We start from the raw sequence: 23,156 nt of genomic DNA, 5'->3' as shown, positions 1-23,156 counted from the left end.
CCAAGGGTTCAACTGAAGTGCGTCAGCACGCCGGCGATGGTCGCCGTCATGAAGGTGGCAATGGTACCGCCCAGCACCGCGCGCAGGCCGAACTTGGCCAGGTCGTGGCGGCGTTCCGGTGCCAGGCCGCCGATGCCGCCAATCTGGATCGCGATCGAGCTGAAGTTGGCGAAGCCGCACAGCGCGTAGGTGGCGATCAGGCGACCTTCGTCGGACAGGCTCACGCCCGCCACCTGGCCGTTCACGATCTGCGACAGTTCGGTGTAGGCGACGAACTCGTTGATCACGACCTTCTGGCCGATCAGCGAGCCGACCGTGGTGGCATCGGCCCACGGGGTACCGATCACCCAGGCGATCGGGGCCAGCAGGTAGCCGAAGATGGTCGACAGGTTGGTCGGCTTGCCGATCTGCGCAGCCAGGCCGGTCACTTCGCCGATCCAGGTCAGCGGTGCGTTCAGCAGCGCGATCAGGGCGATGAAGGCCAGCAGCATCGCGCCGATATTCAGCGCCAGCTTCAGGCCGTCACCGGCACCGGCAGCGGCGGCGTCGATGATGTTGCTGGAGGTCTTCTCCACTTCCATCTTCACCGTGCCGCGGGTCAGCGGGGTGCCGGTTTCCGGAATCAGCAGCTTGGCCACGACCAGGGTGGCCGGAGCGGCCATGATGCTCGCCGCCAGCAGGTGCTTGGCGTAGAAGGCCTGCTGCGCCGGATCACCGCCGCCCAGCATGCCCACGTAGGCCGCCAGCACGCCGCCGGCGATGTGCGCCATGCCGCCGATCATCATGGTCAGCAGCTCGGACTGGGTCATCTTGGCGATGTACGGGCGCACCGTCAGCGGCGCCTCGGTCTGGCCGATGAAGACGCTGGCGCAGACACTGGTGGTTTCCGCACCGGACACGCGCATCACCTTGGTGATCGCCCATGCCATCACGCGCACGATCGCCTGCATGATGTTCAGGTGGTACATCACGCCCATCAGCGCCGAGAAGAAGATGATGGTCGGCAGCACCTGGAAGGCGAAGATGAAGCCGTAGTTCTTGGTGTCCATCAACGAGCCGAAGATGAACCCCGAGCCTTCGTTGACGTAGCTCAGCACCTTGACGAAGCCGTGGCCCAGCGCATCGAACACGTCGCGGCCGCCCGGCACCAGGATCACCAGCGCCGCGAAGGCGATCTGCAGGGTGATACCGGTGGCAACCAGCTTCCAGTCAACCGCGCGCTTGTTATTGGAAAACAACCAGGTGATGCCGATCAGCACCGCCAACCCGAACAGGCCGAAGCCGATCCTGCCCAAACCTTCGACCATGTGAGTGACTCCCCTGGGGCGTCGCGAAAAACGGGAAGCCTAGTGCAGGGCAGGGGCCGGGGCAAGAAAAAGCAGCGTGCGCGCACCCATCGGTCCCGATCAGGCCAGCAACGACAAGGGCTTGCGGCCGGCGGGGGCAGGTAGAATGGGGGTTCGATCCCGGCCCGGATGCGGGCCTGCAGCAGGAGATTCGCATGCAATACCGTCGCCTGGGCTCCACCGGCCTGCCGATTTCCGCTCTGTCCTTCGGTGCCTGGGTGACCTTCGGCAACCAGATCCCGCGCGACGAGGCCCGCAACCTGGTGGCGGCCGCCTGGGATCATGGAATCAACTTCTTCGACAACGCCGAGGGCTATGCCAACGGCCGCGCCGAACAGGTGATGGGCGATGTGATCAGCGACCTGCGCCTGCCGCGCGATGGCTTCTGCGTTTCCAGCAAGGTGTTCTTCGGCAGCGCCAAGGACCCGCGGCCGACCCAGCGCGGGCTGTCGCGCAAGCATGTGACCGATGCCTGCCATGCCGCGCTCAAGCGCCTGCGGGTGGACTACCTGGACCTTTATTACTGCCACCGTCCGGATCCGGACGCGCCGATCGCCGAGACCGTGCACGCCATGGACACCCTGGTGCGGCAGGGCAAGATCCTCTACTGGGGCACCTCGGAGTGGTCGGCCACGCAGATCCAGCAGGCGCTGGACATCGCCGCCGCGCGCAACCTGCAGGGCCCATCGATGGAACAGCCGCAGTACAACCTGCTGCACCGCGAGCGGGTGGAGGTGGAGTACGCGCCGCTGTACGCCGGCGCCGGCCTGGGCACCACCATCTTCTCGCCATTGGCGTCGGGCCTGTTGACCGGCAAGTACGACCAGGGCATCCCGGCCGACGCACGGCTGGGCCGCGAGGGCATGCAATGGCTGCAGGAGCTGGTGCTGGGCGCCGACGCCGAAGCCCGCCTGGGCCAGGTGCGCCGCTTCAGCGAGCTGGCGCGCGCGCTGGGCCAGGCGCCGGCGACGCTGGCGATCGCCTGGTGCCTGCGCAATCCGAACGTCTCCAGCGTGATCCTCGGCGCCAGCCGGGTCAGCCAGTTGCTGCAGAACCTGCAGGCGCTGGACGTGCTCGAGCAGGTCGACGCGGCCGGCTGGGCCCAGGTCGAAGCCGTGTTCGCCTGAAGGCGTCGCCTCCTGTAGCGCCGAGCCATGCCCGGCTCCGCGCGAAGCGCGGGCTTCCAGCGCCCGGTGGCTCCCCCTGTAGCGCCGAGCCATGCCCGGCTCCGCGCGAAGCGCGGGCTTCCAGCGCCCGGTGGCTCCCCCTGTGGCGCCGAGCCATGCTCGGCTCCGCGCGAAGCGCGGGCTTCCAGCGCCCGGCTTCCCCTGTAGCGCCGAGCCATGCTCGGCTCCGCGCGAAGCGCGGGCTGTACCGGGACGCGATCGAAGCGCAGCCGGGCACGGCTCGCCTCCACAAATGCCATTCAATTGACGAAGTCTATCAATTCGTTGAGTTTGATAATTAATCCCATCAATCAAATTGAGAATGGTTGTTGATTGTCAACTGAGAATCATTATCATTTAACTCGTCCCTCGCACGAGTCCAGATGCTCATGAATGCTCAACCTGTACTGCTGCGCCCCGAAACGCTGACCCTCCGCGATCGTCCGGTCCGCGTCGTTCCGCCGGAAGAGGTTATCGACAGCGAAGCCCTGCTCAAGGGCCGTCGTGAAATCCTGATCCAGCACGGCGACCGTTTCTATCGCCTGCGCCACACCAGCAACGACAAGCTGATCCTGACCAAGTAATCGCGGCCTGGTCGCCCGCCTCCCTCCCTCCCTCCCTCCTGCCGGCGGCGCCGGCAGGGTGGGCGACCCGTCCGCTCCCGCTCTCTCCCCCTCGGCCTACCGCGTGCACCCTCCGGGTGTGCCGGTAACCGGGGGTTCCCCTGCCTGACCGAACGAGCCCGATGACCCGCCATACCGCCCTTTGCCTTGCTGTCTGGATGGCCCTGCCGCTGTCCGCCCACGCTGCCGCTGCCGCCGCACCCGATGCGCGCGAATTCGACCGGGTGCAGGTCACCGCCACCCGCACCGAGCGTGCGGTGAGTGATGTGGCGGCCACGGTCGATGTGATCGACCGCGAGCAGATGGACCGACACCTGGTGCAGGACATCAAGGATCTGCTGCGCTACGAGCCGGGCCTGTCGGTCAACCGCAGCGCGGCTCGCTTCGGCCTCGGCAGCATCCGCATCCGTGGCCTGGATGGCAACCGCGTGCGCGTGCAGACCGATGGCATCGCGATGCCGACCAGCTTCAATATTGGTTCGTTCTCCAATGCCAACCGCAACTTCACCGATCTGGACACGCTCAAGCGCGTGGAGATCGTGCGCGGTCCGGCCAGCTCGTTGTATGGCTCGGACGCGCTCGGCGGCGTGGTCGCCTTCGTCACCAAGGATCCGGCCGATTATCTGAAGGACGGCAAGGACAGCTACGTCGGCCTGAAGTTCGGCTATGACGGCGAGTGGAAGGGGCTGCTCGGCGGCGTCACCACCGCCTTCGGTGGCGAGCACTGGAGCGGCATGGTCAACATCAACCATCGCCAGGGCCAGGAAACCGACAACAAGGGCGACGTGCGCAGCCTCGACAACACCCGCACCGCGCCCAACCCGCAGGACCGCGATGGTCGCAGCGGCCTGGCCAAGCTGGTCTACGCGCCGAGCGAGGACCAGCGTTTCCGCCTGACCGTGGAAGGCAACGAAGACAAGACCGAGACCAACGTGCTGTCGTCGATCGACCGCACTACCACCACCGGCATGAAGGCGCGCGACAAGCAGAACCGCACCCGCGTGTCGTTCGCGCATGAAATGGATGCGCTGGACAAGGGCTTCGCCGACAGCCTGCACTGGCAGGTCTACACCCAGCACAGCGAGACCACCCAGGTGACCGACGAGGACCGCGCCAACCGCAGCCGTCGCCACCGCGAGTTCAATTTCGATCAGCGCGTGTACGGCCTGCAGGCGCAGTTCAACAAGGCCTTCAGCACCGGCAGCGTCGAACACGCGCTGACCTACGGCTTCGAGGGCGCACGCACCGAAATCCGCCAGAAGCGCGATGGTTTCCAGGTGCTGGCCAACGGCCAGACCAGCACCACCATCCTGCCCGATGCGTTCCCGGTGCGCGATTTCCCGATCAGCAAGACCACCGAGCTGGGCCTCTACGCACAGGATGAGATGCGCATGGCCGGCGGCAAGCTGTCGCTGGTGCCGGGCGTGCGCGTTGACCGCTACGAGCTGAAGCCGGAGGTGGACAGCATCTTCGCCGAAGACAATCCCGGCGTGCCGGTGGCCAAGCTGACCAAGACCAGCGTCTCGCCGAAGCTGGGCATGGTCTATCGCTTCACCGACGAATGGTCGCTGTTCGCCGGCTACTCGCATGGCTTCCGCTCGCCGCCGTACAACGACGTCAACCTCGGCTTCACCAACTTCGCCTTCGGCTACACCGCCATTCCCAATCCGGACCTGAAGCCGGAAACCAGTGATGGCATGGAGCTGGGGCTGCGCTTCCTGTCGCCGGCCGCCTACGTCAGCGTCAGTGGCTACTACAACGAATACAAGGACTTCATCGAGTCGCAGTCGCTGGTGGGCACCAACGCGCAGGGCCTGATGGTGTTCCAGTCGCGCAACATCGCCGACGCGCGCATCTACGGCGCCGAACTGAAGGCCGGTGTCGACTTCGGGCAGATCAGCCCGACCCTGCAGGGCTGGGCACTGCGCAGTGCGGTGGCCTGGTCGCGCGGCGACAACAAGACCGAAGATGCGCCGCTGGATTCGGTCGATCCGCTGCGCGGCACCGTCGGCCTGATGTACGACACCGAGACCTGGGGTGTCGAGCTGGCTGGCACGTTCGTCAAGCGCAAGGACCGGCTGGCCAGCACCACGGCCTATCGTCCGGCGGGCTACGGCGTGACCGACCTGATGGCGCACTGGAACTTCGCGCCGGGCGCGACCTTCAATGTCGGCGTGTTCAACCTGGCCGACAAGCGCTACATCGATTGGTCCAACGTCGGCTCGACGCTGCTGCCGACCAGCCGTGTGCTGGACCGCTATACCAGCCCGGGCCGCACCTTCTCCGCCAGCCTTGCCGTTTCCTGGTGACCTCATGAGCCGAGCATTGTCCGCACGCAGGAACGACTCCATCGCCGCACCGAACGGTGCGGCCTGGCCGACCCCGGCACAGCTGGCCACGCTCGGCACCGTGTTGTGCCTGTACCACGCCGACGGCAACGAACTGGGCGGCTGGCGCCAGGCGGTGCGCGTGCATGCCTGCCAGGGCGTGGACAGCGAGGGCCTGCGCGAAAGCCTGTGCTTCCTCGATGGCCGCGGCCGCTGCGTATGGCGGCTGTACCTGCTGCCGGACAGCGATTTCCTGGCCTGGGACCGGCTGGTGGCCGCGCTGCCGCCCGGCCCGGAACACGACAGCGATGGCAGCGTCGGCGAGCGGCTGTGGCGACGCCTGGCCGGCCACCTCGGTGGCCAGCGCTGGCGGTTGTGCGCGCTGCGCCTGCATGCCGCCGACGATGGCCGCACCCTGGCCGCCAGCCTGTCGACCCTGTCCTCGCTGGGCGCCGCCACGGCGCGCCGCATCGCTCGCCTGGAAGGTGCCGAAGGCGAGCTGGCGATCGACGACTGCTGCTGCGCCGACGCCGCCCGGCGACCGGCACCGAGGATTCCCGGCGACCTGCCGCTGATCCGTCTGTGAACCTGATGGAACGCCTGTCGGCCACGGATGGCCTCTCAACAAACCTGCAACCCTGAAGGAAGACCCCGATGAAGTTCCAGACAGCCAGCGCCCTGCTGTTGCTCGCCGCCAGCGGCGTGGCCAGCGCGCAGCCCTCCGACATCGCCCGCGACCATGACAGCATCCTCGCCATGCAGGGCGAGTACACCGTGGATTTCGCCTTCGACGAGACCGTGCTGCTGAAGCCCGGTTACGAACGTGCGCCGGCGATGCGCAGCGGCGGCAACGAAGTGGTCATCGTGGTGGAAGACACGCCGAAGCGCATCGTGCTGCAGCACCTGCTGCTGGACGAAAAGAGCGGCCACATCACCAAGCATTGGCGCCAGGACTGGGTGTACGAAGCGCCGAACCGCTTCGAGTTCAGTGCCGACCAGACCTGGCAGGTGCGCACCATCGCGGCGGCGACCAACCAGGGGGCGTGGACCCAGTGCGTGTATGAAGTGAGCGACGCACCGCGCTACTGCGGCACCGGCAAGTGGACCTACACCAACAACGTGCCGAGCTGGACCAGCGACCTGAGCTGGCGTCCGCTGCCGCGTCGCGAGTACACCAAGCGCAGCGACTACAACGCGCTGGCCGTGATCAACCGCCACACGCTGACCCCGAACGGCTGGACCCACGAGCAGTTCAACACCAAGGTGCAGCGCAATGCCGATGGCAGCCAGGTGGAGATTGCCCGCGAGTTCGGCTTCAACGACTACGTGAAGACCACCGAGGTCGACTTCACCCCGGCCCGCAGCTACTGGAAGGCGACCGCCGGCTACTGGGCCAAGGTGCGCCAGCGCTGGGACGGCTTCCTCGGCCAGGCCCCGGGTGTGCACCTGAAGACCAAGATCGACGGCATGGCGATGATCATCCCGATGTTCACCCAGGCCGAAGAGATCCAGGCCGGCAAGAAGGTGAAGGACGCGCAGATCGACGCCGTGTTCGCCGAGTTTGTCGAAAAGGCACCGAAGGAAGGCTGATCGCCGCCGCGGTTGCGGGCGGTGCCGGGCATGCCCGGCACCGCCAAGACCAGTAGATCCACGCCACGCGTGGATGAGTAGATCCACGCCACGCGTGGATGAGTAGATCCACGCCACGCGTGGATGAACCCGGCAACTCCCTCGACGGACTCAGGCTTCGCGCAGGGCCAGAGCCGGCGAGGTGTGCAGGATGCGCCGGGTGCCCCACCAGCCGGCCAGCACGCTCAGGCCGACGCCGGCAGCGCCGCCCAGCAGCAGGCCCGGCCACGGCGGCAGCAGTGGCAGCTCGAACACCTTGTGCGAGACCGCCACGCCGATCGCGGCCGCCGCGCCCACCGCAAGCAGTGCTGCCAGCGTGCCCAGGGCGCCGAACTCGACCAGCACCGCGCCGCGCAGCTGGCGCCGGGTCGCGCCCAGGGTGCGCAGCACCGCGCTGTCGTAGCGGCGCTCGCCGGCCGTGGCCTGCAACGCGGCCAGCAGCACCAGCACGCCGGCCAGCAGGCTGAACACCATCACCAGCTGCACGGCCTGCGCGACCCGCTCCATCACGTCGCGCACCTGCGAGATCACCGCATCCACGTCCAGCAACGACAGGTTCGGTTGCGCACGCACCAGTTCGCCCAGCCCGGCGGCCTTGCCGGCGGGCAGGTGGAACGCCGACAGCAGGTTGTGCGGGGTGTCGCCCACTGCATTCGGATTCAGCAGCACGAAGAAGTTCGGACGGAACGTGTTCCAGTCCGCCTTGCGCAGGCTGGTCACGGTGAAGCCGCGTTCCTGCTCGCCCACCGCAAGGGTGATGCGGTCGCCGGGCTGGACGCCGTAGCGCTTGGCCCAGCCGATCTCCACCGAGGCCTCCGGCGCCGTGCTGTGCGGCGTCCAGAACGCGCCCGCGACCAGCGTATTGGCGGGCGGGAAGTGGCTGCGCCAGCTGAAATTCAACGGCCGGTTCTCGTCATCGTCATCGCGCTCGGCATCGCGCGGTGCCGCCTGCCCGTCCTGTGCCGGCGTGCGGTCCACGCGCAGCGGCGGCTTGCCGTTGATCGCGATCAGGCGGCCGGTGGCCATCGGTTCGATGCTGGCATCGCCGGCACCCAGCCCACGCAGGGCCGCGAGCACGCCGTCGCGCTGCTCGGGCTGGATGTTGATCAGGAAATAGTTCGGCGTATCCGCCGGCAGCCGCTCGCGCCACTGCTGCAGCAGGCCGGGGCCGGTCACCGCCAGCAGCAACAGCGCGCACAGCGACAGCGACAACCCGACCAGCTGCATCACCGCCAGCATCCGGCGCCGGGTCAGCGCGGCCAGGCCCAGCCGCCAGTTGCCGTGCAGGCGATGCTGCAGGCCGCGCAGCAGCTGCAGCAGGCCGAAGCCGAGCGCGCCGGCGGCCACCGCCAGGGCGGCCAGGCCGCCCAGTACCCACAGCGCCAGCGAGAGATCGCCGGTGACCTGCACCGCCAGCAGCAGGCTGGCCGCCAGCGCCGCCACATAGGCCAGCAGCGAGGCCGGTGGCAGGGCGGCGAAGGAACGGTTGAGCACGCGCATCGGCGGTACCCCGCGCAGCCGCAGCAGCGGTGGCAGGCCGAAGCCGAACAGCAGCAACAGGCCGATGCCGGCGCCGGTCAGCGCGGGCGTTGCCTCCGGCAGCGGCAGGCGCTGCGGCACCAGGCTGCCCAACACCTGCACCAGGCCTTCCTGTGCCGCCATGCCCAGGCCGATGCCGAGCGCGCAGGCCGGCACCGCCAGCATCAGCAGCTGCAGCGCCAGGCCGGCCAGGATGTCGCGCTGGCGTGCGCCCAGACAGCGCAGGATCGCCACCTGGTCGATGCGGCGCAGGGCGAAGCGGTTGGCCGCCAATGCGGTCGCCACGCCGGCCAGCAGGACCGCCAGCAGCGCGCTCAGGCCAAGGAAGCGCCCGGCCAGGTCGAAGGCCTGGCGCACGCCGCGCTGGGTGTCATCCACGCTCAGCAGGCGCAGGCCCTTCACCTGCGGCAGCAACCACTGGCGCAGCGCGGCAACCTGATCGGCCGGTCCGGCGAACATCAGCCGGTAGTTGATGCGGCTGCCCGGACCGAGCAGCCCGGTGCCCTCCACATCGGCGCGGTTGACCAGCAGGGTCGGCGACAGCGTCAGCAGGTCGCCGCCGGTATCCGGCTCGGCCTCGATGATGCCGGCGATGCGCACGCTGCCGGCACCAAACTCCAGGTCGTCACCGGCTTTCAGTCCCAGCCCCTGCAGCAGGCGCGGGTCGGCATAGGCCTGGCCCTGGGGCGGCATGCCGGCGCCGGCGATCAGGGCGCCGCCGGGCGTGGCGCGGACCCGCAGCGTGCCGCGCAGGGGGTAGCCGGCCTGTACCGCCTTGATGCTGGCCATCTGGCTGGCGTCGCCATGGAACAGCACGCTGCCGAAGCTGGCGATGCGCGTGTGCGCCAGCCCACGCCGTTGCGCTTCCTCGGCGAACGCCTGTGGCGGGTCATCGCGGCCGCCGACCCCGAGGTCGCCACCGAGCATTTCCGCCGCGCTGCCGGTCAGCGCCAGGTTGACCCGGTTGACCAGCGTGCCGACTGCGGTCATCACCGCGACGCCGAGCACCAGCGCGGCGAATACGGTCAACAGGTCGCCGGCCAGCGCCTCGCGGCGCAAGGCGCGCCAGGCATGGCGCAGCAGGTTCATGCCGGGGCTCCGCGTTCGACCGGCAACAAGCGGCCGTCGTCGATGCGGTGGATGTACTGGCAGCGCTGCGCCAGGCGCAGGTCGTGGGTGACCAGCACCAGGGTGGTGCCGCTGCCGGCATTGAGTTCGAACAGCAGGTCGCTGATGTGCTGGCCGGTCGCGTGGTCCAGCGAGCCGGTCGGTTCATCGGCGAACAGGATGCGTGGGCGGGTGACGAAGGCGCGTGCCAGCGCCACGCGCTGCTGCTCGCCACCGGACAACTGGCGTGGATAGTGGCGGCCGCGATGGGCCAGGCCGACCTGGGCCAGCACCTGTTCGACCCGCGCCGGGTCCTCGCGCCCGGCCAGTTCCAGCGGCAGCGCGATGTTCTCGGCGGCGGTCAGCGCCGGCAGCAGGTGGAAGCTCTGGAACACGAAGCCGACCTCGCGTGCGCGCAACCGGGCACGTGCTTCCTCATCAAGGCCGGACAGATCCTGGCCGCCCAGGCGGATGCGGCCGCGGCTGGGCAGGTCCAGCCCGGCCAGCAGGCCAAGCAGGGTGGTCTTGCCGGAGCCGGAGGCGCCGACAATGGCCGCGCTGGTACCTTCATGGACGGTCAGGGTGATGTTGTCCAGTATGTGGACTTCACCCTCCGGGCCCTGCACGGACTTGCCGACCTGGTCGACGTCGATGGCGACGGGCGCGCTGCGGGGGGACAGGCTGTCGATGAGGAGACTCCAATGCGCAAGACGGGATGGAGCCGGCGAGCCGGCGCGATGATGGTGCTGCTGCTGGGATTGCTGCTGCTGCCCGGGCTGGCCGGGGCCAAAGCGGCGGCCGGCACCGTGCTGGTACTCGGTGACAGCCTCAGTGCCGCCCACAATATCCCCGCCGACGCCGGCTGGGTCAGCCTGCTGCAGCAGCGGGTCAGGCAGCAGTCGAAAACACCCGCGCGCATCGTCAACGCCAGCATGAGCGGGGAGACCACGGCCGGCGCGCTGACCCGCCTGCCGGGCCTGCTGGCGCGGGAGAAGCCGACGGTGGTGGTGATCGCCCTCGGCGGCAATGATGCGCTGCGCGGATTGAGCCCGGCGCAGGTGCAGGGCAACCTGGAAAAGATGGTGCAGGCCAGCCAGAAGGCCGGTGCCAAGGTGCTGCTGCTGGGCATCGACGTGCCGCCCAACTACGGGCCCGCCTACCGCCAGCGCCTGGCTGCGGCCTATCGCGCGCTGGCCACGCAGTACAAGGTGCCGCTGCTGCCGTTCCTGCTGGAAGGCGTCGCGCTGCAGCCGGGCATGATGCAGGCCGACGGCCTGCACCCGACCGCGCAGGCGCAGCCGCGGGTGCTGGACAACGTCTGGCCGCTGCTCAAGCCGCTGCTCTGAACCGATTGATGACCTCTTGACGGAACTTCACATCGCGTCCACCGTCGATCCGGCATGTTTCACAAAGCTGAAGTTAGAGGGAATCACATGCGTCAGACGAAGGAGACCTCCGGCTTGGTGCTGGTGGTCGAAGACAACCGCAACATCTCCGAGATGATCGGGGAATACCTGGAAGGTCGCGGCTTCGAAGTCGACTATGCACAGGACGGCCTGGATGGCTACCGCCTTGCGGCGGAAAACAGCTATGACGTCGTGGTGCTCGACCTGATGTTGCCGCGCCTGGATGGCATCGAAGTGTGCCGTCGCCTGCGCAACGATGCGCGCAAGTCCACCCCGGTGCTGATGCTCACGGCACGCGACACGCTGGACGACAAGCTCACCGGCCTCGGTTTCGGCGCCGATGACTACCTGACCAAGCCGTTTGCGATCCAGGAACTGGAAGCCCGCCTGCGCGCGCTGATCCGTCGCGAACGTCGCCAGGTCGGTTCGGAAGTGCTGAAGGTCGCCGACCTGGTGCTCGATCCGGTCAGCATGCGCGCCACCCGTGCCGGTACCGAGCTGCAGCTGTCGCCGATCGGCCTGCGCCTGCTGACCATCCTGATGCGCGAATCGCCGCGCGTGGTCACCCGCCAGGAAATCGAACGCGAGATCTGGGGCAACGGCCTGCCGGATTCGGACACCCTGCGCAGCCACCTGTACAACCTGCGCAAGATCATCGACAAGCCGTTCGACCGTCCGTTGCTGCACACCGTGCAGAGTGCCGGCTACCGCATTGCCGACATCGCCCAGCCGATGGCCTGAGCAGGGCCCGCGCCGGTGCAGCTGCAGGCCCGGCCGGAGTGCGGCCACGTTCGAGGGCAGGGCATGACCGGCCGGGGTTGCCGCCGGTCATCGCCCATGCACCCGCACGGCGCGGCGCGCTGCCTATAATCGCAGCGCTCTGACCGGGACCCCGCAATGCCGCACGGCCTGCCGCGCAAGATCCGTATCGCCTTCATCCTGCAGGCAGTGCTGGCCAGCCTGGGCATCCTGCTCGGTGCCTGGCTGGTATCGCTGGTGATCAAGCACAGCCTGGTCGGTGCCGCCCTGCGCGAGGAAGCGGCGTATTACTGGACGCTGCACGAGGCATCGCCGGTGCAGCCGCCGCCCAATACCCAGAACATCCGCGGTTACCTGCTGGAAAGCGGGCAGTCGGCGCTGTCGTTGCCGGCCAACCTGCGCAATCTGGAGCCCGGTTTCCACGAACTGCCCAAGGACGATCAGCTGGTGCTGGTCGATGTCCGCCCGGCCGGTCGCCTGTACCTGGTGTTCCTGCGCTCGCGTGCGGAAATGCTGGCGTTCTGGTTTGGCATCGTCCCGGTGCTGCTGACCCTGCTGGCGGTCTACGGCGCCAGCTGGGTGACCTACCGTGCCTCCAAGCGCCTGGTGTCGCCGGTGAACTGGCTGGCACGGCGCGTCTCGCGCTGGGATCCGGGCCACCCCGAGGCGGCCGACCTGGAACCGAACAAGCTGCCGGCGGACATGCAGGGCGAGACCCGGCAGCTGGCGGCGGCCTTGCATTCGCTGGCCAACCGGGTGAGCGCGCACGTTGCGCGCGAGCGCAACTTCACCCGCGATGCCAGTCACGAACTGCGCACGCCGCTGACCGTCATCCGCGTGGCCAGCGACATGGCACTGGGTGATGAAACCCTGCAGCCGCGCCTGCGGCGCAGCCTGCAGCGCATCCAGCGTGCCGGCCGTGACATGGAAGCGGTGATCGATGCGTTCCTGATCCTGGCCCGCGAGGCCGATGTCGAGCCGCAGATCGAGCTGTTCGACGTCAATGACATCGTCCGCTACGAAGTGGACAACGCCAACGAACTGCTGGGCACGCGTCCGGTGTCGGTGCACCTGCACAGCGACGGCCCGGTGCAGCTGCACGCACCGCCGCGGGTGTTGCAGGTCGTGGTCAGCAACCTGGTGCGCAATGCCTGCAGCTACACCGACGAAGGGCGCATCGACGTGCATGTGCACAGCGACCGCGTGGTGGTGCGCGATACCGGCATCGGCATGTCCGCCGAGGCGTTGGCGCGGGCCTTCGAGCCGTTCTACCGCGCCGAGCCGAGTCGCCCGCAGGGCACCGGCCTGGGGCTGTCGATCGTGCGCCGGCTGTGCGACCGCTTCGGCTGGAAGGTCAGCCTGGCCAGCGAGCCGGGGCAGGGCACCGAAGCGACGGTGGTGTTCCGCTGAGCCGGCGCCTGTGGCCTGGGGTCAGATCCGTTTTCCCATGGAAAACGGATCTGACCCCGATCAGCACGGTAGATCCACGCCATGCCCGACGCACGCCTGCCTCAATCGCACTTCACCTTCGGTGCCAGCGCCTTGGTCCAGATCGCATACCCCGCCGGGGTCATGTGCAGCATGTCCTCGCGGAACAGCTTCGCATCCGGCTGGCCGTCGGCGCCGAGCATCGGCGTGTAGACGTCGGTGAAACCGGTATTGGGCAGCCGGGCGAGGGCAGCCTTGATCAGCGTGTTGGCCTCGTTGATCGCCGGCAGCAGGTGCGCACGCGACGGGCTTGGCTTGATCGACAGGTACTCGATCCGGGTCCTGGGCAGGTCGCGATGCAGGCGCTGCACGAAGGCGACCACGTCGTCACGGACCTGCACGGCGCTGCGGCCGCTGTTGAGATCGTTGTCGCCGGCGTAGAAGAACACCTTGCAGGGCGCATACGGCACCACGATGCGGTCGGCATACCAGGTGCTGTCGCGCACTTCCGAACCGCCGAAGCCACGGTTGAAGACCGGCTGGCCGGGGAAGTCGGCGGCCAGGCTGGCCCACATGCGGATCGAGGAACTGCCGATGAACTCGATGCCGCCGCGCGGCGGCGGATTGGTCTGGTCGGTGCTGGCGAAGTGGGCCATGTCGCCGGCCCAGGCCACATTGGAGACCTGCTCCGGTACCTGCGGCGACCTGGCCGCGTCCAGGGCCTGGGCCAACGGCGCGGCGGTGAGCAGGCCCAGCATCAGCAGGCAGGTACGGCGACGGGACATCATGCGCTCCAGCAGGGAAGGGGAGACCCATCATAGGAGCTGGGCCGCGCCGTGGTTTGCCATGGGCAGGCCATTCGCCCGGCCCTTCGGGGGTATGGCTGGCGGCCTTGTGGCAAAATGGCGGCCATCTGCCTATTCCTGTGCGCCCATGATTCCCTGCCGTGCGTCTGAGCGGTCGCTGCGCCGCGCCCCTGTTGCTGGATGTTCCACCCGTGGCTGATCAGTTCGGCCACCTGCCCCGCGGCCCGCGCCGCATCTTCCAGGCCGCCCGCTGGTCCTGGCAGGGCCTGCGTGCCGCCTGGCTGCACGAGTCCTCGTTCCGGCTGGAGGTGTACCTGCTGATCGTGCTGACCCCGGTCGCGATCTGGCTGGGCCAGACCCCGGTCGAGCGCGCGCTGCTGATCGGCTCGATGCTGCTGGTGCTGGCGATGGAGCTGGCCAACTCGGCCATCGAGGCGGTGATCGAACGCTATGGCAGCGAGATCCACGAGCTGGCCGGGCGCGCCAAGGACATGGGCTCGGCGGCGGTATTCGTGCTGATGATGAACGTGCTGCTGTGCTGGGCGCTGGTCGTGGTTCCGCACGCACTGGCCGGCAGCTACGGCTGAAACCCCATTCCCCCACTGCCTTGAAGAGTTTCCATGTCCTTTGAGTTCCTCGCTGACCCCAATGCCTGGGTAACCCTGTTTACCCTCAGCGCTTTGGAAATCGTGCTCGGCATCGACAACCTGGTGTTCATTTCCATCGCGGTCAGCAAGCTGCCGGAAGAGCGCCGCCCGTTCGCGCGCAAGCTCGGCATCGCGGTGGCCTGCATCACCCGCATCGCGCTGCTGGTGTCGCTGGCGTACCTGGCGCACATGTCCGCCAACCTGTTCAGCGTGGCCGGCATGGGCATCTCCATCCGCGACCTGGTGCTGATCGTGGGCGGCCTGTTCCTGATCATCAAGGGCTGCATGGAGATCAAGGAACTGATCAGCGGCGGCGAGGATGAAGACCCCAGCACCACCAAGGCCTCGGCCGTGTTCGGCTACGTGATCGCGCAGATCGCGGTGATCGACATCGTGTTCTCGCTGGACTCGGTGATCACCGCCGTCGGCATCGCCGACCACATCCCGGTGATGGTCGCCGCGATCCTGCTGTCGGTGATGGTGATGCTGCTGGCCGCCAATCCGCTGGGCCGCTTCATCGACGCCAACCCGACCGTGAAGATGCTGGCCCTGGCCTTCATCCTGATGATCGGTGCGGTGCTGATCCTGGATGGCCTGGACCTGCACGTGCCCAAGCCCTACATCTACGCCGCGATGGGCTTCTCGGTGCTGGTGGAGTGGCTGAACCTGCTGATGCGCCGCCGCGCACGCGAGCACAACGTGCCGGGCGCCGGCAACTGGTAAACGCGTCATCCAGAACCCCCGGCCCGGCCGGGGGTTCTGCGTTGTGGAGCCTTGTAGAGCCGAGCCCCTGCTCGGCGTCGCATGCTGCGGTCAGCCGGGCGGGGCTGGTCCCTGCACGATGGGCAGGGGCGTGGGTCGTCATTTGTGAACCCCGGTCAACAGTGTTTCCCCACTGCGGGGCTTAATCCGGCGCAACGATGCGCGCAGGCTACGCGCTCTCTTTGCCAAGGCCTGCCCCACGCAGGAACACCGCCCATGAATTCCCGAGCCGCCCTGCTGGCCCTCGCCGTCGGCGCATTCGCCATCGGTACCACCGAGTTTGCCCCGATGGGGCTGCTGCCCGTCATTGCCGACGGCGTCGGCGTGAACATTCCCACTGCCGGCATGCTGATCACGGCCTACGCCGTGGGCGTGATGCTGGGCGCACCGGTGATGACCCTGCTGATGGGGCGCTTCGGCAGGCGCACCGCGCTGATGCTGCTGATGGCGATCTTCGTGGTCGGCAACCTGTTGTCGGCGCTGGCCCCGAACTATGGCCTGCTGCTGCTGTCGCGGCTGGTCACCAGCCTCAACCACGGCGCCTTCTTCGGTATTGGCGCACTGGTCGCGGCCAGCGTGGTGCCGAAGGACAAGCAGGCCGCGGCGGTGGCCACCATGTTCATGGGCCTGACCATCGCCAACATCGGCGGGGTGCCGCTGGCGACCTGGGTCGGGCAGCAGCTGGGCTGGCGCCTGTCCTTTGCCGGTACCGCAGCGCTGGGGCTGGTTGCGATCACGGCACTGGGCTTGGCGTTGCCAGCATCCGCGCCGGGCCCGCGCCCGGAGGTGCGCCGCGAGATGAAGGCGATCCTGCAGCCGCAGGTGCTGTTGGCGATGGCCACCACCGTGCTTGGCGCCGGTGCGATGTTCACCCTCTATACCTACGTGGCGCCGGTGCTGACCGAACTGACCGGGGCCTCCAATGCCTTCATCGCACTGTCGCTGGCCCTGATCGGCATCGGTTTCACCTTCGGCAACGGGATCGGCGGGCGCATGGCCGACTGGTCGCTGGAAGGGGCTACCCGCATCCTGCTGGCGGTCCTGGCGCTGCTGATGTTGGTGCTGCCGCTGGCGTTCATGAGCCATGCCACGGCCGCCATCGGCGTGCTGCTGTTCGGTGCGGCGACCTTTGCGATCGTGCCGCCGTTGCAGATCCGGGTGATGCAGGCGGCTGCCGAAGCCCCGGGGCTGGCGTCGTCGATCAACGTGGGCGCGTTCAACCTGGGCAATGCCGTGGGCGCGGCGCTGGGCGGCGCCGTGATCAGCTCGGGCCTGGGCTATGCCGCGATACCGGTGGCTGGCGGCATGCTGGCGGCCTCGGGGTTGCTGCTGGCGTGGCTGGGGCGGACGCGTGCTGTGGTGGCCGAGGTTTGCTGAGGGGGGCGTTCCGGCAGGGCTTGCAGCCCTGCACCCGCCGAGGCCACTGCAACAGCAACAGCGTGCATTCCGTGGGATGGCGGGGGGGGGCCGGTGGCGGGGGACGCCGTAAACCCGTTCATGGGGGCTTGGCCGCGGCATCCATGCCGCGGACACCCCAGCCAGCCCACCCTCCCGGCCAGCCCCAGAGAACCAGCAAACAACCCACCGCGGAGGGGGCGGCGCCCGATGGCCGGTCTTTCACCCGAACCATGGCATGCTCGGCGCCAAGCCCACCCGGAACCTCCGCCATGCGCCTGTTCACCCGCGTCCTGCCCCTGCTGCTGCTGGCTTCCCTGCTCTCCGGCTGCGGCTACAACGCCATCCAGCAGAAGGATGAAGCGGTCAAGGCGAGCTGGTCGGAGGTCATCAACCAGTACAAGCGCCGCGCCGACCTGGTGCCCAACCTGGTGCAGACCGTGAAGGGCTTCGCCAGCCAGGAAGAGCGCGTGCTGACCGAAGTCACCAATGCCCGCTCGCGGGTCGGCCAGATCAACGTCAACGCCGACGATGAGGCCTCGCTCAAGCAGTTCCAGCAGGCCCAGGGCGAGCTCGGCAGCGCGCTGTCGCGGCTGCTGGTGGTCACCGAGAACTACCCGCAGCTGAAGTCCGACCAGAACTTCCGCGACCTGCAGGCGCAGCTGGAAGGTACCGAGAACCGGGTCACCGTGGCCCGTGGCCGCTACATCCAGCAGGTGCAGGACTACAACACCTACATCCGCTCGTTCCCGCAGGTGATCACCGCCAAGATCTTCGGCTACAAGACCAAGCCGAACTTCACGGTGGACAACGAGGCGCAGATCTCCAGCGCGCCGGCGGTCGATTTTGGCAACGCTCCGCAGCCGCCGGCGCCGCAGCCGGGCCACTGACCCATGCGCCTGGCCTCCGCGCTGCTGGCCCTGCTGCTGTGGCTGCCGCTGGCGTCGCATGCGCAGCCACTGGCGCCGATCCCGGCGCTGGATTCGCCGGTGGTCGATACCACCGGCACGCTGGATGCCGGCCAGAAGCAGGCGCTGCTGCAGCAGGCGATTGAACTGCAGCAGCGCAAGGGTAGCCAGCTGCAGGTGCTGGTGGTGCCCAGCACCCAGCCGGAGGACATCGCGCAGTACACCACGCGTGTCTTCGACCAGTGGCAGATCGGCCGCAAGGGCGTGGACGACGGCGTGCTGCTGGTGGTGGCCAAGGATGACCGGCGCGTGCGCATCGAGCCGGGCTACGGCCTGGAAGGCGCGATTCCCGATGCCATCGCCAATCGCGTCATCCAGGAATACCTGGTGCCGCGTTTCCGCAGTGGCGATTATGCCGGCGGCATCACCGATGCCACTGCCGTGCTGGTCAGGCTGATCGACGGTGAGGCGTTGCCGGCGCCGGTCAGCGCCCATCGGGGACGCGAACAGGTGGGCGGCGGCGATACCTGGTTCCTGGCACTGTTCATCGGCGTATTTGCCGGCAGCATCCTGCGTGGCGTGTTCGCGCGCGTGCCACGCCCGTTGCGCGGCCTGCTCGGCGGCGCCGGGGCGGCGCTGGCAGCCTTCCTGTTCACCTCGACCCTGCTGGCCACCGGGGTGGCCGGCGTCGTCGGCCTGATCGTGGCGATGCTGTCCGGGCATCCGGGCCGCTTTGCCGGTGGCGGCGGCTGGGGCGGCGGAGGCGGTTTCGGCGGAGGGGGAGGCTTCGGTGGTGGCGGTTGGGGCGGTGGCGGCGGCCGTTCCGGCGGCGGCGGCGCTTCGGGAGGCTGGTGATGATCCAACGTCTGTGTCGTCATGTGTTCTCCCCGTCGGTGCGGCGCGCGTTCCCGCCGGCCACCCTGCAGGCGATCACCGAGGCCATTGCGGCCGGTGAGCAGCGCCATGGTGGGCAGGTGATGTTCGCGGTGGAGGCCGACCTGCCGCTGGCTGCGCTGTGGCACCGGGTCACGCCACGCCAGGCTGCCGAGCATGCCTTCGCCCGCCTGCGCACCTGGGATACCGCCCATAACAACGGGGTGCTGATCTACCTGCTGCTGGCCGACCACGCGATCGAGATCGTCGCCGACCGTGGCCTGCACGGGCGGGTGGCCCCGGCGCAGTGGCAGCGGGTCTGCACCCATCTGCGCGAGGGGTTGCGCGGCGCCGATCCGGTGGGGGCGCTGCAGGGGGCGATCGACGAGGTCTCCAGCCTGGTGGAAGGGCACTTTCCGGCCTCGACGCGGTCAGACCATGACGGCCTGCCGAACACGCCGCAGATCCTCGGTTGAGCCGGGGCGGCGCTGGCCCGAGAATAGGCGTTCAACCGCAAGGCACCTTCCATGATCTATTTCCACGACATCGACCCCATCGCCCTCTCGCTGGGGCCGATCAAGGTGCATTGGTACGGCATCATGTACCTGCTCGGTTTCACCGCCGCCTGGCTGCTGGGCCGCAAGCGCATCGCCGACGGGCGCCTTCCGGGGGTCGATGCCAATGGCTTCTCCGACCTGCTGTTCTACGCCATGCTCGGCGTGGTGCTGGGCGGGCGCATCGGCTACATGCTGTTCTACGCGCTGGGCGATTTCCTGCACAACCCGCTGCTGCTGTTCAAGGTGTGGGATGGCGGCATGAGCTTCCACGGCGGCCTGCTCGGCGTGCTCGGCGCCTGCTGGTGGTGGTCGCGCAAGCACAGGCTGCACTTCTTCGACACCATGGACTTCATGGCACCGCTGGTGCCGCTGGGCCTGGGCTTTGGCCGCATCGGCAACTTCATCGGTGCCGAGCTGTGGGGCAAGTACACCGACGGCACCTGGGGCGTGGTGTTCCCGTCCGGGCTGCCGGCTCCGTTGAACCAGCTGGACCACGCGACCCTGCAGGCGCAGTTCGCCACCGGTGCGCTGAATCCGTTCGCCCGCCATCCTTCGCAGCTGTATGAAGCCTTCCTGGAAGGCCTGGTGATGTTCGTGGTGCTGTGGGTGGTGTCGGCCAAGCCGCGCCATCGCTACCTGGTCGGCGGCCTGTTCGCGCTGATGTACGGCCTGTTCCGCTTCGCCGTGGAGTTCGTGCGCATGCCCGACAACGGCGTCTACGTCGCCTTCGACTGGCTGACCCGTGGCCAGATCCTCAGCCTGCCGCTGATCGCCTTCGGCCTGGTGCTGCTGGTGATGTCGCGCCGCGCGCCGGTGCTGCAGCCGCAGCTGCCGGTGGCCACCGAGGGCAAGGCATGAAGGCCTACCTGGACCTGCTGTCGCATGTGCTGGAACACGGCGCCGAGAAGAGCGACCGCACCGGCACCGGCACCCGCAGCGTGTTCGGCTGGCAGATGCGCTTCGACCTCAACGAAGGGTTCCCGCTGGTCACCACCAAGAAGCTGCACCTGCGCTCGATCATCCATGAGCTGCTGTGGTTCCTGAAGGGCGACACCAACATCGGCTACCTGAAGGACAACCAGGTCCGCATCTGGGACGAATGGGCCGACGCCAACGGCGACCTCGGCCCGGTATACGGCAAGCAGTGGCGCAGCTGGGCGACCGCCGACGGCGGCGAGATCGACCAGATGCAGTGGCTGGTCGATGAGATCAAGCGCAACCCGGATTCGCGCCGGCTGGTGGTCAGCGCCTGGAATGTGGGCGAGCTTTCGCAGATGGCGCTGATGCCGTGCCACAACCTGTTCCAGTTCTACGTGGTGGACGGCAAGCTCAGCTGCCAGCTGTACCAGCGCAGCGGCGACATCTTCCTCGGCGTGCCGTTCAACATCGCCAGCTACGCGCTGCTCACCCACATGGTGGCTCAGGCCACCGGGCTGGGCGTGGGCGACTTCGTGCATACGCTGGGCGACGCGCACCTGTATTCGAACCACTTCGAGCAGGCGCGCGAGCAGCTGTCGCGTGAACCGCGCGCGCTGCCGACGCTGTGGCTGAACCCGGCGGTGACCGATCTGTTCGGCTTCCAGTTCGATGACATCCGCATCGACGGCTACGACCCGCACCCGGCCATCAAGGCGCCGGTGGCGGTGTGAGCGCAATGAAGCTGTCGATGATCGTGGCGCTGGATCGCAACCGTGGCATCGGCCAGGGCAATGCCATGCCCTGGCACCTGCCGGATGATTTCAAGCACTTCAAGGCGCTCACCCTGGGCAAGCCGATCCTGATGGGGCGCAAGACCGCCGAGTCGATCGGCCGTGTGCTGCCGGGGCGAACCAACCTGGTGCTGACCCGCAGCGGCCAGGTACCGTTCGAGGGCATGCACGCGGTGGCGTCGCTGGACGAGGCGAAGGCGGTGGCCGAAGACGAGGGTGCCAGCGAGCTGTGCATCATCGGCGGCGGCGAAATCTTCCGCCAGCTGCTGGACCAGGCCAGCGACCTGTACCTGACCTGGGTCGACGCCGAAGTGCCTGCCGACACCCATTTCCCCGAGGTGGATGCGCAGGTCTGGCGGGAGGTGGGCAGCGAGCCGCATCCGGCCGATGCGCGCCACGCCTACGCGTTCCGCTTCGTGCACTACGTGCGCCGCTGACCGCCTTTCGCGGAAACGGCCCCGCAGCCGAGCAGGGCTCGGCGCTACAGGATGCGAATGGCCTACGGCATCCGGTAATGGCCGATGATGCGATGCCGGAACAGCAGGTTCTCTTCGCGGGTACCGCGCGCGATGTTGTGCAGCACCAGCGGCGTGCCATCGGCAAGGCGGCGGTCGGAGACGATGCCGACATGCAGCAGGCCGTTGCCGTTGAGCTTCCAGGCAACGATGTCACCCGCCGCGTAGTCGGCAGCGGAAGCCGTGACCGGCTGCTGCCAGCCGTGCCGCTCGAACCAGCGCATCAGGTTCGGTACCCGGCGATGGTCGATGTTGCGATCCGGCCGTGACAGGCCCCAGATCGCCGGATAGGCGCCGAAGTCACCCCGCATGTCTTCATGCACCCGTGCCTGCAGATCCAGGCCCTGGCTGCGCAGCGCACGCACCACCACATCGGTGCAGACGCCACGGTCCAGCGGCACGTCGCCGCCGGGATAGGCCAGTACCTGGTAGGCAGGGTCGTAGCGGGTGGTGACGCCGATCTGTGCGCGTGCTGCCGCGACCAGCGGCGGCGAGGGGGCCTGTGCAGGCGCCGGCGTGTGTCCAGCGTTGTCTGCCGCCGTGGGAGCCGGCGGCGAGGCGGGCTGGCAGCCGCTGGCCAGGGCCAGCGCCAGCAGCAGCACCGTCCATGGTGCCCAGCCCTGTCGTGTCATGCCTGCGGTGGTGCGCCGTTGTTGCCCGGGCCCGCAGCGCCACCACCACCACCACCGCCGCGGCGGCGGCGGCGGCGAGGGCCACGGTTGCCGGGGGCGGCAGCGGGCGGGTTGCCGGCGCCCTGTTCCCTGCCCTGCGCCGCTGCGGCCGGGCGCTCGTGTGCCGGCCGTGCCGGCGGTCGAGCGTGGGGAACCGGCGCCGGCACATCGCGGCCGGGTACCTGCACCACGCGCAGTTCATCGGTATCGAGCTGGATCGCGGTCAGCTTGCCGCCCCACACCGCGCCGGTGTCGATGGCATGCACGCCCTGGGTGATGGTCAGGCCCAGCGCCGACCAGTGGCCGCAGACCACCTTCAGGTCGCGCTCGACCCGGCCCGGCACTTCGAACCAGGGGTACAGCCCCTGTTCCTGGGTGCCAGGAGTGCCCTTGTCCTCGATGCCGATGCGCCCACGCGGGGTGCAGTAGCGCATGCGCGTGAGCACGTTGATGATCGCGCGCGAGCGGTCGTAGCCGGACAGGTTCGGCGCCCAGCTCGGCTTGTCGCCGTACATGTTGCGGAACAGCTTGCGGTAGCCGGCGCCGTGCAGCTGCGCCTCGACTTCGGCGGCATGCTTTTCGGCCATCTGCGTGCTCCACTTCGGGGCCAGCCCGGCATGCACCATCATCCAGCCCAGCTCGCGGTCCACGTGCACCAGCTTCTGCAGGCGCAGCCATTCCAGCAGTTCGTCGCGGTCCTCGGCCTGCACGATGCGCAGCAGGTCCGGGTTGACCTTGCGCTGTTCCTCTTCGGTGCGTGCACCGACAGCCAACAGCGACAGGTCATGGTTGCCCAGCACCACCACGCTGTGCTCGCGCAGCGAGTGCACCAGCCGCAGCGTTTCCAGCGACTGGCCGCCGCGGTTGACCAGGTCGCCGCAGAACCACAGGGTGTCATGCGCCGGGTCGAAACGGATCTTCTCCAGCAGTCGCTGGGTTACGTCATAGCAGCCCTGCAGGTCGCCGATCGCCCACACACTCAT

The 23,156-nt window shown here is 68.3% G+C and carries 23 protein-coding genes; 17 read left to right on the top strand and 6 right to left on the bottom strand.

Going from position 1 to position 23,156, the window contains the following annotated elements; translation table 11 throughout:
* Positions 1 to 8: 8 nt before the first annotated feature.
* Positions 9 to 1,307: a nucleoside transporter C-terminal domain-containing protein gene (locus Q0P60_RS04350; protein ID WP_294988756.1), complete on the bottom strand. Its 1,299-nt coding sequence runs from the start codon at positions 1,305 to 1,307 to the stop codon at positions 9 to 11.
* A gap of 194 nt (positions 1,308 to 1,501) precedes the next feature.
* Here Q0P60_RS04350 and Q0P60_RS04345 point away from each other — a divergent pair, with 194 nt between their 5' ends.
* The 5 genes from Q0P60_RS04345 to Q0P60_RS04325 all read left to right on the top strand — a co-directional run bounded on the left by Q0P60_RS04345 (position 1,502) and on the right by Q0P60_RS04325 (position 7,052).
* Positions 1,502 to 2,473 carry an aldo/keto reductase gene (locus tag Q0P60_RS04345; protein ID WP_294988753.1) on the top strand — a complete coding sequence of 324 codons (972 nt, stop codon included), beginning with the start codon at positions 1,502 to 1,504 and terminating at the stop codon, positions 2,471 to 2,473.
* Positions 2,474 to 2,901: 428 nt separating this feature from the next.
* A complete protein-coding gene (locus Q0P60_RS04340; RefSeq protein WP_005412278.1) occupies positions 2,902 to 3,096 on the top strand; it encodes a hemin uptake protein HemP in 195 nt (64 codons plus the stop codon).
* 197 nt (positions 3,097 to 3,293) lie between these two features.
* A complete protein-coding gene (locus Q0P60_RS04335; protein ID WP_294989247.1) occupies positions 3,294 to 5,444 on the top strand; it encodes a TonB-dependent hemoglobin/transferrin/lactoferrin family receptor in 2,151 nt (716 codons plus the stop codon).
* A gap of 4 nt (positions 5,445 to 5,448) precedes the next feature.
* Positions 5,449 to 6,048, top strand: coding sequence for a hypothetical protein (locus Q0P60_RS04330; protein WP_004154268.1), 600 nt, complete (start codon positions 5,449 to 5,451; stop codon positions 6,046 to 6,048).
* Between the two features lie 68 nt (positions 6,049 to 6,116).
* Positions 6,117 to 7,052: a DUF6607 family protein gene (locus Q0P60_RS04325; protein ID WP_294988747.1), complete on the top strand. Its 936-nt coding sequence runs from the start codon at positions 6,117 to 6,119 to the stop codon at positions 7,050 to 7,052.
* A 150-nt stretch (positions 7,053 to 7,202) separates the two neighbouring features.
* Here Q0P60_RS04325 and Q0P60_RS04320 read toward each other — a convergent pair whose 3' ends face one another.
* Positions 7,203 to 9,719: an FtsX-like permease family protein gene (locus tag Q0P60_RS04320; RefSeq protein WP_294988744.1), complete on the bottom strand. Its 2,517-nt coding sequence runs from the start codon at positions 9,717 to 9,719 to the stop codon at positions 7,203 to 7,205.
* Positions 9,716 to 10,363 carry an ATP-binding cassette domain-containing protein gene (locus Q0P60_RS04315; RefSeq protein WP_294988741.1) on the bottom strand — a complete coding sequence of 216 codons (648 nt, stop codon included), beginning with the start codon at positions 10,361 to 10,363 and terminating at the stop codon, positions 9,716 to 9,718. The genes Q0P60_RS04320 and Q0P60_RS04315 overlap by 4 nt, the downstream gene beginning before the upstream one ends.
* Positions 10,364 to 10,438: 75 nt before the next feature.
* On the opposite strand from Q0P60_RS04315, the gene Q0P60_RS04310 reads away from it, so the two are divergent.
* From Q0P60_RS04310 to Q0P60_RS04300, 3 genes are all read left to right on the top strand, one after another.
* Complete coding sequence (locus Q0P60_RS04310; RefSeq protein ID WP_294988738.1) at positions 10,439 to 11,083, top strand: arylesterase; 645 nt, start codon at positions 10,439 to 10,441, stop codon at positions 11,081 to 11,083.
* A gap of 87 nt (positions 11,084 to 11,170) precedes the next feature.
* On the top strand, positions 11,171 to 11,884 hold the full coding sequence (locus Q0P60_RS04305; RefSeq protein WP_002811889.1) for a response regulator transcription factor: 714 nt from the start codon (positions 11,171 to 11,173) through the stop codon (positions 11,882 to 11,884).
* A 156-nt stretch (positions 11,885 to 12,040) separates the two neighbouring features.
* Positions 12,041 to 13,312 carry a HAMP domain-containing sensor histidine kinase gene (locus tag Q0P60_RS04300; RefSeq protein WP_294988731.1) on the top strand — a complete coding sequence of 424 codons (1,272 nt, stop codon included), beginning with the start codon at positions 12,041 to 12,043 and terminating at the stop codon, positions 13,310 to 13,312.
* A gap of 101 nt (positions 13,313 to 13,413) precedes the next feature.
* Here Q0P60_RS04300 and Q0P60_RS04295 read toward each other — a convergent pair whose 3' ends face one another.
* The gene (locus tag Q0P60_RS04295) at positions 13,414 to 14,115 is read right to left on the bottom strand and encodes an SGNH/GDSL hydrolase family protein (protein WP_294988728.1); all 702 of its coding nucleotides are present in this window, start codon (positions 14,113 to 14,115) and stop codon (positions 13,414 to 13,416) included.
* A gap of 212 nt (positions 14,116 to 14,327) precedes the next feature.
* Here Q0P60_RS04295 and Q0P60_RS04290 point away from each other — a divergent pair, with 212 nt between their 5' ends.
* From Q0P60_RS04290 to Q0P60_RS04250, 9 genes are all read left to right on the top strand, one after another.
* Positions 14,328 to 14,723: a diacylglycerol kinase gene (locus Q0P60_RS04290; RefSeq protein WP_294988725.1), complete on the top strand. Its 396-nt coding sequence runs from the start codon at positions 14,328 to 14,330 to the stop codon at positions 14,721 to 14,723.
* 33 nt (positions 14,724 to 14,756) lie between these two features.
* Positions 14,757 to 15,506: a TerC family protein gene (locus Q0P60_RS04285; protein WP_294988722.1), complete on the top strand. Its 750-nt coding sequence runs from the start codon at positions 14,757 to 14,759 to the stop codon at positions 15,504 to 15,506.
* Positions 15,507 to 15,761: 255 nt separating this feature from the next.
* Complete coding sequence (locus tag Q0P60_RS04280; RefSeq protein WP_294988719.1) at positions 15,762 to 16,922, top strand: MFS transporter; 1,161 nt, start codon at positions 15,762 to 15,764, stop codon at positions 16,920 to 16,922.
* Between the two features lie 290 nt (positions 16,923 to 17,212).
* Complete coding sequence (locus Q0P60_RS04275) at positions 17,213 to 17,830, top strand: LemA family protein (protein WP_294988716.1); 618 nt, start codon at positions 17,213 to 17,215, stop codon at positions 17,828 to 17,830.
* A gap of 3 nt (positions 17,831 to 17,833) precedes the next feature.
* The gene (locus Q0P60_RS04270; RefSeq protein ID WP_294988713.1) at positions 17,834 to 18,703 is read left to right on the top strand and encodes a TPM domain-containing protein; all 870 of its coding nucleotides are present in this window, start codon (positions 17,834 to 17,836) and stop codon (positions 18,701 to 18,703) included.
* Positions 18,703 to 19,197, top strand: coding sequence for a TPM domain-containing protein (locus tag Q0P60_RS04265; RefSeq protein WP_294988710.1), 495 nt, complete (start codon positions 18,703 to 18,705; stop codon positions 19,195 to 19,197). Before Q0P60_RS04270 ends, Q0P60_RS04265 begins: the two co-directional genes overlap by 1 nt.
* A gap of 51 nt (positions 19,198 to 19,248) precedes the next feature.
* Positions 19,249 to 20,136, top strand: a complete 888-nt coding sequence (gene lgt, locus Q0P60_RS04260; RefSeq protein WP_294988707.1) for a prolipoprotein diacylglyceryl transferase — start codon at positions 19,249 to 19,251, stop codon at positions 20,134 to 20,136.
* Positions 20,133 to 20,927 carry a thymidylate synthase gene (locus Q0P60_RS04255; protein WP_294988704.1) on the top strand — a complete coding sequence of 265 codons (795 nt, stop codon included), beginning with the start codon at positions 20,133 to 20,135 and terminating at the stop codon, positions 20,925 to 20,927. Before lgt ends, Q0P60_RS04255 begins: the two co-directional genes overlap by 4 nt.
* A gap of 5 nt (positions 20,928 to 20,932) precedes the next feature.
* Positions 20,933 to 21,424 carry a dihydrofolate reductase gene (locus tag Q0P60_RS04250; protein ID WP_294988700.1) on the top strand — a complete coding sequence of 164 codons (492 nt, stop codon included), beginning with the start codon at positions 20,933 to 20,935 and terminating at the stop codon, positions 21,422 to 21,424.
* A gap of 62 nt (positions 21,425 to 21,486) precedes the next feature.
* Here Q0P60_RS04250 and Q0P60_RS04245 read toward each other — a convergent pair whose 3' ends face one another.
* Together Q0P60_RS04245 and Q0P60_RS04240 are read right to left on the bottom strand one after the other, a co-directional pair.
* Complete coding sequence (locus Q0P60_RS04245) at positions 21,487 to 22,134, bottom strand: DUF1287 domain-containing protein (protein WP_294988697.1); 648 nt, start codon at positions 22,132 to 22,134, stop codon at positions 21,487 to 21,489.
* Entirely contained in the window at positions 22,131 to 23,156 is a 1,026-nt protein-coding gene (locus tag Q0P60_RS04240) for a symmetrical bis(5'-nucleosyl)-tetraphosphatase (protein WP_294988694.1), read from the bottom strand. The genes Q0P60_RS04245 and Q0P60_RS04240 overlap by 4 nt, the downstream gene beginning before the upstream one ends.

It is taken from the genome of uncultured Stenotrophomonas sp., assembly GCF_945952405.1.
GTDB lineage: Bacteria > Pseudomonadota > Gammaproteobacteria > Xanthomonadales > Xanthomonadaceae > Stenotrophomonas.
The sequence above is the reverse complement of the archived record's forward strand: the minus strand, read 5'-3'. Positions and strand labels throughout refer to the sequence as shown.